At 39.5% G+C, this 13,031-nt stretch carries 14 protein-coding genes and 2 pseudogenes; 3 read left to right on the top strand and 13 right to left on the bottom strand.

What is annotated here, in order from left to right; translation table 11 throughout:
- Window position 1: 1 nt before the first annotated feature.
- From rnr to rgg2, 8 genes are all read right to left on the bottom strand, one after another.
- Window positions 2–2,335 (bottom strand): ribonuclease R, encoded by a 2,334-nt coding sequence (gene rnr / locus B6D67_RS02245; protein ID WP_010921980.1) that lies wholly within the window; start codon window positions 2,333–2,335, stop codon window positions 2–4.
- 93 nt (window positions 2,336–2,428) lie between these two features.
- On the bottom strand, window positions 2,429–2,665 hold the full coding sequence (secG, locus tag B6D67_RS02240) for a preprotein translocase subunit SecG (RefSeq protein WP_002985700.1): 237 nt from the start codon (window positions 2,663–2,665) through the stop codon (window positions 2,429–2,431).
- Window positions 2,666–2,710: 45 nt separating this feature from the next.
- Complete coding sequence (rpmG, locus tag B6D67_RS02235) at window positions 2,711–2,857, bottom strand: 50S ribosomal protein L33 (RefSeq protein ID WP_002990729.1); 147 nt, start codon at window positions 2,855–2,857, stop codon at window positions 2,711–2,713.
- The gene (locus B6D67_RS02230) at window positions 2,854–4,047 is read right to left on the bottom strand and encodes a multidrug efflux MFS transporter (RefSeq protein WP_011285425.1); all 1,194 of its coding nucleotides are present in this window, start codon (window positions 4,045–4,047) and stop codon (window positions 2,854–2,856) included. Before B6D67_RS02230 ends, rpmG begins: the two co-directional genes overlap by 4 nt.
- Window positions 4,048–4,168: 121 nt before the next feature.
- On the bottom strand, window positions 4,169–5,671 hold the full coding sequence (locus B6D67_RS02225; RefSeq protein WP_010921977.1) for a helicase HerA-like domain-containing protein: 1,503 nt from the start codon (window positions 5,669–5,671) through the stop codon (window positions 4,169–4,171).
- A 189-nt stretch (window positions 5,672–5,860) separates the two neighbouring features.
- Window positions 5,861–6,454 (bottom strand): dephospho-CoA kinase, encoded by a 594-nt coding sequence (gene coaE / locus B6D67_RS02220; RefSeq protein ID WP_010921976.1) that lies wholly within the window; start codon window positions 6,452–6,454, stop codon window positions 5,861–5,863.
- Window positions 6,451–7,278 carry a DNA-formamidopyrimidine glycosylase gene (gene mutM / locus B6D67_RS02215; RefSeq protein WP_010921975.1) on the bottom strand — a complete coding sequence of 276 codons (828 nt, stop codon included), beginning with the start codon at window positions 7,276–7,278 and terminating at the stop codon, window positions 6,451–6,453. Before mutM ends, coaE begins: the two co-directional genes overlap by 4 nt.
- A gap of 171 nt (window positions 7,279–7,449) precedes the next feature.
- A complete protein-coding gene (rgg2, locus tag B6D67_RS02210; RefSeq protein WP_002990747.1) occupies window positions 7,450–8,316 on the bottom strand; it encodes a quorum-sensing system transcriptional regulator Rgg2 in 867 nt (288 codons plus the stop codon).
- A gap of 88 nt (window positions 8,317–8,404) precedes the next feature.
- Between rgg2 and shp2 the strand changes: the two genes are divergently transcribed.
- From shp2 to stcA, 3 genes are all read left to right on the top strand, one after another.
- Window positions 8,405–8,473, top strand: coding sequence for a peptide pheromone SHP2 (shp2, locus tag B6D67_RS10080; RefSeq protein ID WP_128650799.1), 69 nt, complete (start codon window positions 8,405–8,407; stop codon window positions 8,471–8,473).
- A gap of 149 nt (window positions 8,474–8,622) precedes the next feature.
- The gene (locus tag B6D67_RS10535; RefSeq protein WP_029714026.1) at window positions 8,623–8,865 is read left to right on the top strand and encodes a hypothetical protein; all 243 of its coding nucleotides are present in this window, start codon (window positions 8,623–8,625) and stop codon (window positions 8,863–8,865) included.
- 521 nt (window positions 8,866–9,386) lie between these two features.
- Window positions 9,387–9,656, top strand: coding sequence for a quorum-sensing system protein StcA (gene stcA / locus B6D67_RS02200; RefSeq protein ID WP_010921974.1), 270 nt, complete (start codon window positions 9,387–9,389; stop codon window positions 9,654–9,656).
- 347 nt (window positions 9,657–10,003) lie between these two features.
- On the opposite strand, the gene B6D67_RS02195 is transcribed toward stcA, so the two are convergent.
- From B6D67_RS02195 to B6D67_RS02170, 5 genes and pseudogenes are all read right to left on the bottom strand, one after another.
- Window positions 10,004–10,402 carry a hypothetical protein gene (locus tag B6D67_RS02195; RefSeq protein WP_014635342.1) on the bottom strand — a complete coding sequence of 133 codons (399 nt, stop codon included), beginning with the start codon at window positions 10,400–10,402 and terminating at the stop codon, window positions 10,004–10,006.
- 92 nt (window positions 10,403–10,494) lie between these two features.
- Window positions 10,495–11,578, bottom strand: a pseudogene (locus B6D67_RS02190) (hypothetical protein).
- 404 nt (window positions 11,579–11,982) lie between these two features.
- On the bottom strand, window positions 11,983–12,177 hold the full coding sequence (locus B6D67_RS02185; protein WP_002990768.1) for a hypothetical protein: 195 nt from the start codon (window positions 12,175–12,177) through the stop codon (window positions 11,983–11,985).
- 293 nt (window positions 12,178–12,470) lie between these two features.
- A complete protein-coding gene (locus B6D67_RS02175) occupies window positions 12,471–12,671 on the bottom strand; it encodes a class IIb bacteriocin, lactobin A/cerein 7B family (RefSeq protein ID WP_010921972.1) in 201 nt (66 codons plus the stop codon).
- Window positions 12,672–12,683: 12 nt separating this feature from the next.
- Window positions 12,684–12,900 (bottom strand): annotated as a pseudogene (locus B6D67_RS02170) (Blp family class II bacteriocin).
- Between the last annotated feature and the right edge of the window lie 131 nt (window positions 12,901–13,031).

Here is a 13,031-nt window from a genome sequence, read left to right as displayed (position 1 = left end):
GTTAACTCCTTTTACGACTCTTCTTTTTTGCTTGTTCTTTGTAAAATGGTTTTTTAGACCCTTTTTTAGTTTTACCCTTGGTTTTTGCCTTGGCTACTTCTTTAGGTTCTTTTTTCTTTGTCCCTTTAGATGATTTTGAGGATTTACGGCGATCTCGTCGACTAGCTTTATCCGACATCTTGATTTTTTCAACCACATCAAAGTCGCTAGGTAAATACTCAAAGTCAATGTCACCAGTTTCCTTGTCAGCCTTAACCAATTTCACACGAATAGGTTGACCGACCTTAAAGACCTTACCTGATTTTTCACCTTGAAGGCTTAGCGTTCTTTCATTAAAGTGATAGTATTCCGGTAAGCTAGTGATATGAACCAAACCTTCAATCGTATTTGGCAATTCTACAAAAAAACCAAATTTAACGACACTGGAAACGATACCGTCAAATTCTTCGCCGACATACTCTGCCATATACTCAGCTTTTTTCATGGCTTCAACCACGCGTTCAGCATCAATAGCACGACGCTCTAACTGTGAAGAAGATGTTGCTAATTCTGGAATGATCTGAGCAAAATGGTCGCGCTTTTCTTGACTAGGTTGATTGTACTCACGAACCATGCGGTGAACCAATAAGTCAGGGTAACGACGAATCGGACTGGTAAAGTGAGTGTAATATTCTGCGGCCAAACCGTAATGGCCATGATTATGTTCAGAATACCTCGCTTGTTGCATGGAACGTAGAAGCATCATGTTGAGCACTTCTGCTCCTGGTTGACCTTCGACTTTTGCCATAAAGGCTTGCAAGGCTTCCTGAGAAATCTTGTTGGCTGTTCCTTGAATGTGAATACCAAAGGTGCTAGCGTAATCAATAAATTGTTGAAGTTTTTCGGCCTTTGGTTCTTCGTGAATACGGTAGATAAACGGTAACTTAGCTTTTGCAAAATGCTCCGCAACACACTCATTGGCTGCTAGCATAAAGGATTCAATCATCCGCTCCGCAATGCCCCTTTGACGAAGCACCACATCAACCGGCATTCCTTTGTCATTAACAATAATTTTTGCTTCTTGCGTATCAAAATTCAAGGCGCCTCGTTTTGACCGCATAGCTTCCAAAATCCTATGCAAAGCCACCATGAGGGTCACATCATCAGCAATGCTAGCGAATTCTTGGAGCGCTTCTTCATCTCCTGCAATCATGTCATTGACCGTACTATACGTCATTCGGTAAGTTGTCTTAATCACTGATTGACAGATTTGATAATTGACCACATGCCCTTGAGAATTAATTTCCATCAAGGCTGACTGGGTCAAACGATCAATGTTAGGGTTCAAAGAGCAGATGCCATTTGACAAACGCTCTGGTAACATCGGAACCACACGATCGGTGACATAGACAGAAGTGCCACGGGCGATAGCTTCCTTATCAAGGGCAGATCCTTCTGTCACATAATATGAGACATCCGCAATATGTACCCCAAGTTCATAATTCCCGTTATCCAATAGCTTAATATGGATAGCATCATCTAAGTCTTTGGCGTCCGCACCATCAATAGTAATGGTGGTTTCTTGACGCAAATCCACACGGCCTATTAAATCTTTAGCAGTTGGTGCTTCTGAAATAGCATTGGCCTCAGCTAAAACTTCTGCTGGAAATTCTGACACGATATCCATCGATTCAAGGACTTCTAGGACATCAATTCCAACGTCTCCTTGATGGCCTACGATATCACGCACACTGGCTACAAAATAATCGTGCCCGCGTATCGGGTATTTATCAATATCAACCTTGATGATTTCAGTGCCTTTAAGCACAACAGGTTCTTTTTTGATATAGATTTTTTGTTGAATCTTTTGGTTTTTGGACCTGATATAACCAGCATATTTTGGTTTGTCATCATCTAAAATAAAGGTTCCAACAGCTGTTTTTAAAGAACGGTCAACAATAGCAACGACCTTAGCTTCAGCCGCTGTGCCTTTGAGACGGTCTGCTGGCTTTTTAACCACTACTTCGACAGTATCACCATCAATAGCATACCCAACATCATTACGACCGATAAACATGTCATCTTCATTCTCATCCACATGTAAGAAACCAAAGCCTGCTTTATTGGCACGAAAAACACCCTGAACAGTAGGTTCTTTTTTCTTTTCACGCTCTTTTCTAAGAGCCAGACTGCCATCATCTGAAAACCGTAACAGGCTCTGACTTTCCATTTTGGAAATGGTTTTAATAAGGCTGGGAAAATGCTTAGCTCCAGCCATCTCCAAGGCCGCAGCCAAGTCGTTCACATTGGACTTGCCATGCTCCTTGAGGTAAGTCATAATTCTTTCTTTCATCATACCTAATTTCTATTTCTGTTTTGTTTGTTGGAGGATATCAATCCGTTTCGCTGATAAAAAAATGAGCTAGACTAACTCTGTCAAGCTCACTCCTTATTTACTTGATAAAATGGCAAGCACAAGTGCAATCGCTAGCCAAAAAAATACTAGAACTGCTGTGAATCGTTGCATGAATGCTTCAAAGCCACGAGCTTTTGTACGTTCAAACAAGGCTTCTGAACCGCTGCTATCAAAAACATTGCTACTTGGGTTTTTTTGAGGTTGCATAAAAATAGCAATCACAAGCAATACCGACAGTACTAGCAATATCGTAAGTAGTAAGTTGTACATGTTATTTCCTCCACTATTGTCATGACCATTCTAACACAATTCTTATCAAGTTTCAACATGCAGGGTCACTTTTCTCTCCTTGGGGCAGTATTTGGGAACTTTTATTTTTTCCGGATGACTGCTTTTATTTTTACTGGTTAGATAATTGTTACTGCCACACTCACTACATTCTAAATTAATTTTTACTCTCACACAATATCCTTAACTTTAATATATTTTCGAAATATAATCAAACTCCATATTAAATTAACAAACACAATCAAACTAGTCACATAAAAAACAGAACGGTAGCCTAACACTACAGCCACATTTGATCCAATAAAAGGGCCAATGACTTGACCAAGGTTACTAAACATTTGATTATAGGCAAATACTCTAGAAATACCTTCTTTTGGTGTTAACTTAGTTAGTAAAGAGTTAATACTTGGCATCAAAGCGCCCACACCAAACCCATAAGCAAAGCGTAGTACTCCTAATTGAAAACTGGTCTGCGCTAAGGCACTGCTAAAATACATGATAAAGCTATAACACAAAGCGGCTAACAATAACCGATGATTGCCAAATCGATCTCCTAATTTTCCTAAGTAAGAACTGCTAAATAAGCTAGAAAACCCCATGGCCGAAACTACCAGGCCTGAAGTAAACATTAAGTTGTGAGTTTGACCAAGATGACGAATATACAATGATAAAATGGGGGCCACTGATTGAGCTGAAATTTGAATAATCATACTAGTCACAAATAAACCAAGCATAATCTGGGGACTTTTTACCTGTTTTAAAATGACTTTTGTAGGTATCATCTCAAAGCGCCTAACCGGCTTAAACTCTTCTTTAACATAAACAGCTGTCATTAAAGAACATAAAAATAATATCACACCAACTAATAAGAAAACTTGTCGAATTCCTAATAGCTCTGCCAAAATTCCCCCTAGTAAAGGACCAATTAAAGCGCCTGCTGTCACTCCTGTTGCTAATGTGCCTAAAGCATAACCTGACTCCTCTTTTGGGGCTTGGCTGGCAATCAAGGCAGTGGCATTTGGCACATAGCCCGCAAAGACACCTGTTAATAATCTCAAAATGAGTAACCAAAACACATTAGGAATAATAGCTAAACCACCCATTGTAAATGTCATAACAAAACTGGCTCGCAGCATCATAGGTTTTCGGCCATAACGATCAGCCAACTTCCCCCAAACAGGAGCAAATAAAGCTGAAGCAAGTGCCGTCACAGCAACTGCCAGACCAGCATAGTATTCTACTAATTCTGTCGGAGTACCTAAATTTTCCACATATAGAGCCATAAAAGGCATAACAAGTGAAAAGCTTGCCCCAGTAAAGAAGTTACCAAGCCAAGCCACTTTTAGATTTTGTCGCCAGTTCACTGTCGTTACCGCTTTATCACTAATAGATCATCATCTTCTTTCCATTGGGCCTTTGATTATTATAACACATTTCTGCCAAAAACAGTGTCCCATAATAGTGCTAAGTCTCATCTGATAGCCTTCATCGTTTACGTAAACTACCCAGTAAACCTCTGACCAGTTCTCGCCCAATTGTTCTAACCGTCGTACTAATAAACGCATCTGTTGCTTTTTCGACGACTGTTTTGTGGGAACGCCCAACAGAACGCCGATTAGCTTTTTTGGTAGCTGCTTGCGCCTTGATGGCTTCTTTAGCTTCTTTTTCGCGTTGTGCTGTCGCTATCGCTTCTTGGGCCAGTCGGTTGTCTTCTAAAACCTTAGCAGCTAATTTTTCATAAGCAGATTCACGGTCAATGGACTGACTATATTTACTGGCAAAAGGTGAGGACTGCACAAGCTGCTGACTCTCTATCTCTGACAAAACAGCAAAGCTACTCTTAGGCGGCATGATATAGGCACGTTCAACGATGGATGGTTGTCCCTTATCATTCAAAACAGAAATCAAGGCCTCACCGACTTCTAGTTCTGTAATCACCCTTGCCACATCTAAGTCAGGATTTTGTCGGAAAGTATCCGCAGCGACACGAACCGCCTTTTGTTCTTTCGGTGTATAAGCGCGAAAGGCATGCTGAATACGATTTCCAAGCTGAGCCAAAACCGTTTCTGGCAAATCAAGTGGGTTTTGAGTCACAAAGAAAATCCCAACTCCCTTTGAACGAATAAGTCGCACAATCTGTTCAACTTTTTCCAAGAAAACTTTAGGGGCATCTTTGAAGAGCAAGTGAGCTTCATCAAAAAAGAAAACCATCTTAGGTTTGTCCAAATCCCCAACTTCTGGCAATAATTTGTACAGCTCTGATAATAACCAAAGTAAGAAGGTTGTGTAAAGGGTAGGAGATTGAAAAAGCTTAGTCGCTGACAAAATGTTAATGGCTCCATAACCCGAAGCAACATCTAATTGCATCAAATCAGCCACATCTAAAGCAGGCTCTCCAAAAAATTGGTGGGCCCCTTCTTGTTCCAAAGTCAAGAGACTTCTTTGGATAGCCCCGATAGATTGCTTAGCGATATTACCGTAATGGCTGGAGTAGTCTGAGGCATGGTCACCAACTTCTTTTAAGATAGCCTGCAAGTCTTTCAAATCAATCAAAAGCCAACCTTTCTCGTCGGCGATTTTAAAGACGATGTTTAAGACACCTGTCTGGGTATCATTAAGATTCAATAAACGCGACAACATCATAGGTCCCAGCTCAGAAATCGTTGTCCGTAAGGGTTGACCGTTTTGACCAAAAACATCCCACATTCTTACAGGAAAGGCCTGAGGCTGGTAATCACTTACCCCGATTGTGGCTAAACGCGCAGCCAATTTATCAGTCACCTCTCCTGCTTTAGTAAGATTAGACAGGTCTCCTTTGATATCTGCCAAAAAGACTGGCACACCAGCTAAACTTAATTGCTCTGCTAGCACTTTTAAGGTCACAGTTTTACCTGTTCCAGTCGCTCCAGCAATCAAACCGTGACGATTTAGCATCCCTAATTGTAAGGCTATCGGTTGATTGCCTTTTGCAATTGTCATTGTAGTCATAGGCTTCCTCTTTTTTGATGATCATACTTATCGATATGTGTTTACCCATAAGTTAAAGTGTTTAGAAGGGTCTCACTCTTAATACTATTATAACATATAACCCTTGATGCGCTAATTTAAAAGGGACCAGCTAGTTTTAGACAGAAATAGCTTGATTTTGACAGCTATGATACGAATCTCTCAGCTTAGCTACCTCGGATTGGCTAATAACAACAACGCAGATTGTACTTGCTTTATTAAGGCTGCAATATCCCCACTATTATCAATCACTAGACTGGCATAGGGCTTTTTTTCCTCTATTGGTAACTGACTGGCTATTCGCTGCCTTGCTTTTCCTTTGTCTAAACGATTTCTAGCCATTAAGCGCTGCAATTGTGTCTGAGCATCTACATAAACCAGCCAAATCGCATCAAACCAGTCTTGGTAGCCCAATTCCATTAAAAGGGGAATATCCATGAAAAAAATGGCTTGGCTCTGTGCTAAGTGGTCACGCTTAGCCGCCAATTCTTCCTTAATGATTTGATTTTGAATGGCTGAGGATGTTGCCATATTATCTGGGTTTGAAAAAAGCATTTCTGACAGCTTTGTGCGATCTAACTCACCATCTGCTTTTAAAATCTGATTCCCAAAAGCTTCTCTAAGAGCCTCGTAAAGACGACCGCCTTTTTCTTGCAAGTCATGGACCACTTGATCCGCATCAATCACCTGATAACCAGCTTTTCTAATGACCTTAACCACAGTCGATTTTCCTGATGCAATGCCTCCTGTGATGCCAATAATCATAGTCTTTTTTTCTGGCATTTTGGACAAATGTGCGTCCCCCTTCCTCCAACTTTTAATTTGACAATAGCCTGTCCACAACGAGGACACGGTTTCCCAGTTTGACCATAAACCTGCAAATAGTCCTGCATGGTGCCATCAGCTCCCAAAGCATTACGGTAAGTACGGACGGTCGAACCGCCCTTTTCAATTCCTAAAGCTAGGATTCGTATGGTTTCATCATGCAGCCGTTTTATCTCCGCCTTATTCAACCTAGAAGACGCAGTTTCTGGATGAACCTTAGCAGCCCAAAGTACCTCGTCCACATAAATATTCCCTAAACCAGCAACCAAGGTCTGGTCTAAAAGATGTGGTTTTATGGGTTTTTGGGAGGATAGCAGAGCAGCCTCAAAGGTTTTTAACTTAAAGGTCTCTTTCTTTGGTTCAGGGCCTAGTTTTCGTTTGGCAAAAAACGCTGATAATTGAGATTTTGCTATCAAATCAAAGGTTCCAAATTTACGCACATCTTGGTAAACCAAGGTCGAACCATTTTTCAATTCAAAAAAGACATGAAAGTGTTTGTTATCAGGGACCTCATCTGGAAAAAGCAAATATTTGCCTTCCATCCGCAAATGTGATACCAACACTAATTGCCCCAAATCAATTAATAAATATTTTCCCCGACGGCCAACTGACTGAATGATTTGACCAGGTAGGGTCAGGGCAAACGTCTCTAAGTCGGTTTTAACCATTTTTGGCACTTTAAGCGTAACAGCCACAATTTCTTGGCCAAGCACTAAAGTCTCAAGTCCTCGTCGGACCGTTTCAACTTCTGGTAATTCTGGCATAATCCGTTATTTAAAGGACAGCTAGACCCTTTGCTCCTACAAAGAATAAACTCAGTATAAAAAAGTCACTCAATAGACTCAGGTCTAGGCTACTGACTGCGTTTCAAAAAACACAGCTGTCCTTCTCCTTTCTTATTTCTTATTTTACGAACACATCTGATAGAAAGCAACTCATAAATCTGCCTCAGACCAGTCCTCATCCCCCTTACCTCCCAGCACTATTTGACGGTAATGTTCCTTATAACTATAATACAATGAGTCCTCTCCAAGATACTTAAAAATCTGCAAGGCCTGCCGCATGTCCTCTTCTCCAGACATTTCTTCCTGCTTTAATTTATAATACCCATGCACATATAAGAAAACAGTCTTTTCATAAAAATTGAGCTCGTCTCGCAGCAAAAGATCAATTTTGTTAATCAAATAGCGACTATGTTCAAAGCAAGAATGGTCAATACTGATAATGAGACAATTAATGGATAACTGAGTCACTAACATTTTATTGGTTTTATTTTGTTCCGAATAAGCAAAAGATGCTACCATTTCCTTAGTCAATAAAAATAGGGTATTGTAATTCATGAAGCGCGAGCAATTCCCCAGAAGAATGATTTCATAATATCCCCACTGTTCCACTTTAAATAAATAATCTGTGAGGCGAGTCAATTCTTCTTGACTAGGTGCAATTGAGGAGTCAATAGAAAAAAGAATAGCTTTAATCATCGTTCGTTCATAATCTTTATGGGCATAATCCTTCAACAGTTTGGTCAATTTAACCACGTTTTTCTCAGCATAACATTTTCTCGCCTGACTTAAGAGCGTGAAAAAATGCGTATGCGTCTTGGAATGAGCCGAAACAAATTCGTCAATCGTAATATTCAGTTTATCCAAAAGATTAAGCAAGCGACTGCAGGTGATTTCTGATTCCCCTCGTTCAAATCTTGAAATTTGTGACTTGGACAGGTATTCATCTGCTAAAAAAGAAATGCTAACCTGCTTACCCTTACGTAATCGCCTTAAGGTTTTTCCGAGTTCTTTTTCCATTTTTCCCACTTTCACAACAAAAAATTAAAATCTGCTAAATCCATTATATAATACAAGTACAAAATAGAAAATCAGAAAGGAGACAGTCATGAAAAAAGTTAATAAAGCTTTGCTTTTTACATTGATCATGGATATCCTGATTATCGTTGGTGGATAACCTTTCGCTTAAAAACAATCCACTTTTGGGAAACCCTTATATTTAGTTTGTAACAGGAAAACTAATAAATATTAAAAAGAGTGTTAGCGACCTAGCGGCAGCTTTACTCTTAAGTGCGTTTGCTGCCATTGACAGCAAGGTCAAGGCTGATGAAACAGCAGGAGCATACCGTTATGATGTGTCTGGACAAAACACTTACTATCAAACTATCAGCTCCATTAACCAGCAACGACCTGGTGCCACTCTCGACGAATGAGGTGATTATTATGGAACCCTTACTTCATTTACTTCCCAAAGTCGTACCAGTACTTATACACTTGGTAGACAAAGCCAACGTATCATGGTTAACAGTGATATTACAGTTACCTATACTCTTAAAGACAATTTGGTAGCCCTTCATAAGGAATATAAAACCTTTGTCAAAAAAATATTACAGATAAACCGATCACCAGTGACTACGACAAGGCTAAGGTTATTTATAACCATTTAATCAACGAATACACTTACGCCACAAAATAACTTAGCACCAATTGCAAAACCGTAAGCAGCATCAACAATCATACTCCTAAAGCTCTTTATCGTGACAAGTGTGGTGTTTGTCAAGCTTATGCCGTCATGTTTAAAGATATGGCAGAAGCTGCAGGCTTATCAGCTTGGTATGTGATAAAAAAGGATTGAATGAGCACCATGCTTGAAACATCGTTACCATTCATGGTGTTAATTCCTACGTTGATGCTACCTGGAATGATTCAGCATACACCACAAGGTATTTCCTTGCTGGAAAAGACGTGAGGAATACTGAGTACCGTTTAGATAGCCAGTACAACCACTTGGCTAATGCTATTTTAAATACCAGCTACCAAAAAGGCTAAACTAACAACAACTACATTTTTCAAATAGAAAGGCCTAAACAATGACCAAAAAACAGTTTTATCTTATCTTAGCTATTAGCATACTGTGTTTTATTCTTGCCGTCAGCCCTAAACCACCAATTCTTAAACACACTATTGAAAGGAAAAGGACTGCGATGACCATAGGCCACTCAAAACAAAACCCTCACAAAAAAGAAGCCCTTAAACACAAAAAAAACAAAAATAAGGCTCTTTTTCTTCCAAGTGGGGACAGCGCTATCAAATCTGTTATTAGCATGACAGTTAGACTCCTGTTAGATGACCAATCTTAGCTCTCCTAAAATCAGTGGACACTACCATTTCGGTAGTGTTCTTTTTTAAGCTAATCTCATCACCACGCTTTCTTCAAGCTAAAAAACTGATCATGAAAGAGCAACCCCATCACCCTAACAGCCCACTTTGCCCGCACTTTCTTAAAAAGTTAGGAGAAAACGATATACCAATTATTTTCTGATCCCAGCTCCCTATCATTAACAAGATGTGTAGCACGGACCTACATACAGGTAAGCTAGAGTCATTCTCGCTATTTCGGACAAAAAGAGGCCGGTAGTTCCCTGACCTCTTCTTTATTTATCTTGTAACACTCCTCTTCTTAGCGAGACTTACTAGCACATAATTCTTAAGCACTCTTATCATTTAGACTAGGAATAACACCATCTGAATGAAGCAAATGATGCGTCAGATCTGCCAGAGTATCATCTCCATAAGTAATCCCTGTTTGGTGCTGTTTCTGATGAAAATCAGATGACTCCTTAACTTTAGCAGTCACCTGCTGGTCACTTGGATGAAAATTAATTTCTCTCTTGGCTTCAGCCGCAACTGGCTCGAGGAACAACTTATTGACATCACGGTCTTCCTCCAAATGATTAAGGATAGCAGCATCATCTTCTAACGAAAGAACCTTCTTGGGTAACAAAAAGGGGTTATTTAGCCTTGGCTCAGTAACGACTTCCTTGGCTACTCGTGATAGTTTATTATTGTCTTCCTCAGGTATCAAACGGTTAGGCAATCGATGCAATTCTTCCGGCTGTGAGGCGCTCACAGCTACTTCAGAAGAAACCTCCAAGCCCTTTCCTGTTTGCCTGTCTAAAGCAACCGGCAAATTATTAACTAACTTTTTAACCTGTCCTCAGCGCTCATTTCAACACTAGGAAGAGCTGTCGCTGGTTCTAGCCAGCTACCAACTTCTGCTGGTCTTACCTTAACATCGCTGGCAGGCTTCTCCTTCTCATCTTCATTAGGTCTAAAAGGCTCAAACCGCCCTGTTGATTTTTCATCTATGACCTTTATATTGTCTTTTACTACATGAGACAGTGGTTCGACATTTACCATAGCTTCATGCTCGTTAAGGCTCTGGTCTCGTTTGAATTTACCAGGAATACCAGGAGTCGGTGTTCCGACAGATTGATCGGCTTCAGTAGGCTCTTTTACGGAGCCTTTTTTCCATAAAACTGCTGGAGGAATAATATCCGTAGAGCCGTCCCCATAAGTAATCGTGGCCTGCCTCCCCTTTGGATTAATAGATACTTTAATATTGTCTGGGAAAGCCCCACTACCTCCTGTGGTTAAAAGGGCACCCGCATTTTTAATGAGAGTTGTCATTCGTTCAATACCAGCAACGCCAATATGGTTCAAGTCATCTACTGGTAACTGATCAACAGATTTCATGGTGTATTTCCAAGCTTGCGGTTGAACAAGAAAAACAGTTCCTTTATACATTGTGTTATGCATATCATCAATGACTTTGAAATACCTTATATATTTGGTTTGTACATTAGGGTTAGCAACGGGAACAGTGCTTTCAGGAACTCCTGACATCGTAAAAATCCCTCTAGCAGAAGTTTGAAAGCCCTCATAAACATGACCCATACCAGGAACAATCTGAGCGGTCAAAGACTTATCAGAACCATCCAAAGCAATGCGAATATCTTTCATCAGAGACATCTGATTGGTATAGGCAAACCTAACCGTGTTAGCCTCACCTCGATACAAAACCACTTGGGAGGGCTGATCCGAAGAAAACTGAGAGGTTGTTTCTTCCTTATAGCCAACTCCAAAAGCCAACTCCAAAACGTCTATCAGACGAATGGACTGAATCTGCCGCAACTGTACTACTCAAACTGACTAGTAAAGTAGCCGCACAACCAACTAATAAACTGCTCGTTTTAACTTTAACATCTCTTAACATCATCATGTTCCTTTCATTATTTTTTATTTAGGAATTCGACATACTATATTTTCTCATATTAGTCTAACAAAAAACTCGTAATTCTATATAAATCATATAAAATGACGAGCTTTGGCAAAGATGAGTATAGCAGGATGGAAAACAGATTATTTCTGAAACTTCAAAGGTATCTTCTTGTCACGAACTATTCTTTAATTGAATCGGTTACACTAAACTAGTCCCATTATTTAAAAACAAACTTTAAATATTATTCATTTCACTTTTTAAGTTTATTAAATATAGAGTGATTAGGAGAAATAAGACGACCTAATGATAAAATCATTCCTATTGTATAGCAAACAACAATATCTAAAGTTTTCATACCACTCCTCTACTACTTATACATCAGTGATAGATAGTCATTTATATATTTAGTGAGGCCAGATAATATTTGTAGCAGCACCAGCTGCTCCACACAAAATATAACCTTGCCAAGGGATAAATACGCCTGTCTGAGCACAAACTGTCACTCCCTGCGCAGCACCTGCCATCCCTGTCAAAAAGATATTTGCTCCGTCTTTTCCGCCTCCATTTATGATAGCCAGACCATTTTTTAGCACTTCCATATTTTTGAAGTCTTTTTCATTTTAATTTCACTCTTTTGTATTTTAAAAAGCTAAGAGTGATATCTAAATTCATTGGCATAATCACTATTTTCTTTTATCGATAAAAACAAATAATGACGCTACCAAAGCTACGATAGATAACATGTTTACCGATTTTTCCGAAAGGGATAATTGATTGAAAATTAAAAACACTAAATATGGTATAGATTTATCAACATTTTTTTATGAATGGCATCAACAATCATTAAAAACATTATAGACGCATGCATAATAATAAAAATCGTATAGATCATTTAATTTGCTGTATATCCCAAATATGCTCCACCAACTGTAAATCCTACAACACATCCACCTGTCAATACTGGATGTGGCAGTTTACAAAATTTCAATCCAGAAGCTAAGCCTCCAAGACCACCAATTACAGCATCTCCTGGAGCGTTTCCTCCACTTATACTAGACATGTCATTAATTGTTAATTCCTTCATTGTTGTCATCCTTTCCTTCCTCTAGAATCCGCCTGTAGCTCCTGTTACACCAGCCCAAAGAGTAATAGCTGTTTTAGCTCCAGGCTACACCGCAAACTGGAAAACCTATAGCAGCTCCAGCACTACCTGCAGCGATAACCCCACTGACATTTGCCTGCCAATTATTCTTACCACCCTCAACCTTGGCAAGCTTTTCTATAGTCATTTGGTGAAATGTTTCCAGTTTCTTTATCTCCATATCGAATAACTTCTTTTCATAATTCTTAAATTTGTCTCGTTGCAACCTCGAGCTAGTACAGAATATCATAAAGAACAGTATCATGGTTTCAAAATCTTAAAAGGCTATTTTTCATCATGAAATGTCTTTTT

This window comes from Streptococcus pyogenes (assembly GCF_002055535.1).
Taxonomy (GTDB): Bacteria; Bacillota; Bacilli; order Lactobacillales; family Streptococcaceae; genus Streptococcus; species Streptococcus pyogenes.
This window is presented reverse-complemented; position numbering and strand designations above follow the sequence as displayed.

What these genes read in the sequence shown, in the direction of transcription:
- rnr (WP_010921980.1), bottom strand. Translation starts at nt 2,335, where the DNA reads ATGATGAAAGAAAGAATTATGACTTACCTCAAGGAGCATGGCAAGTCC.
- B6D67_RS02225 (WP_010921977.1), bottom strand. Translation starts at nt 5,671, where the DNA reads ATGACTACAATGACAATTGCAAAAGGCAATCAACCGATAGCCTTACAA.
- rgg2 (WP_002990747.1), bottom strand. Translation starts at nt 8,316, where the DNA reads ATGGAAAAAGAACTCGGAAAAACCTTAAGGCGATTACGTAAGGGTAAG.
- mutM (WP_010921975.1), bottom strand. Translation starts at nt 7,278, where the DNA reads ATGCCAGAATTACCAGAAGTTGAAACGGTCCGACGAGGACTTGAGACT.
- B6D67_RS02175 (WP_010921972.1), bottom strand. Translation starts at nt 12,671, where the DNA reads ATGACAACAATGAAGGAATTAACAATTAATGACATGTCTAGTATAAGT.
- B6D67_RS02185 (WP_002990768.1), bottom strand. Translation starts at nt 12,177, where the DNA reads ATGGAAGTGCTAAAAAATGGTCTGGCTATCATAAATGGAGGCGGAAAA.
- secG (WP_002985700.1), bottom strand. Translation starts at nt 2,665, where the DNA reads ATGTACAACTTACTACTTACGATATTGCTAGTACTGTCGGTATTGCTT.
- coaE (WP_010921976.1), bottom strand. Translation starts at nt 6,454, where the DNA reads ATGATTATTGGCATCACAGGAGGCATTGCATCAGGAAAATCGACTGTG.
- stcA (WP_010921974.1), top strand. Translation starts at nt 9,387, where the DNA reads ATGACCAAAAAACAGTTTTATCTTATCTTAGCTATTAGCATACTGTGT.
- B6D67_RS10535 (WP_029714026.1), top strand. Translation starts at nt 8,623, where the DNA reads ATGAAACAGCAGGAGCATACCGTTATGATGTGTCTGGACAAAACACTT.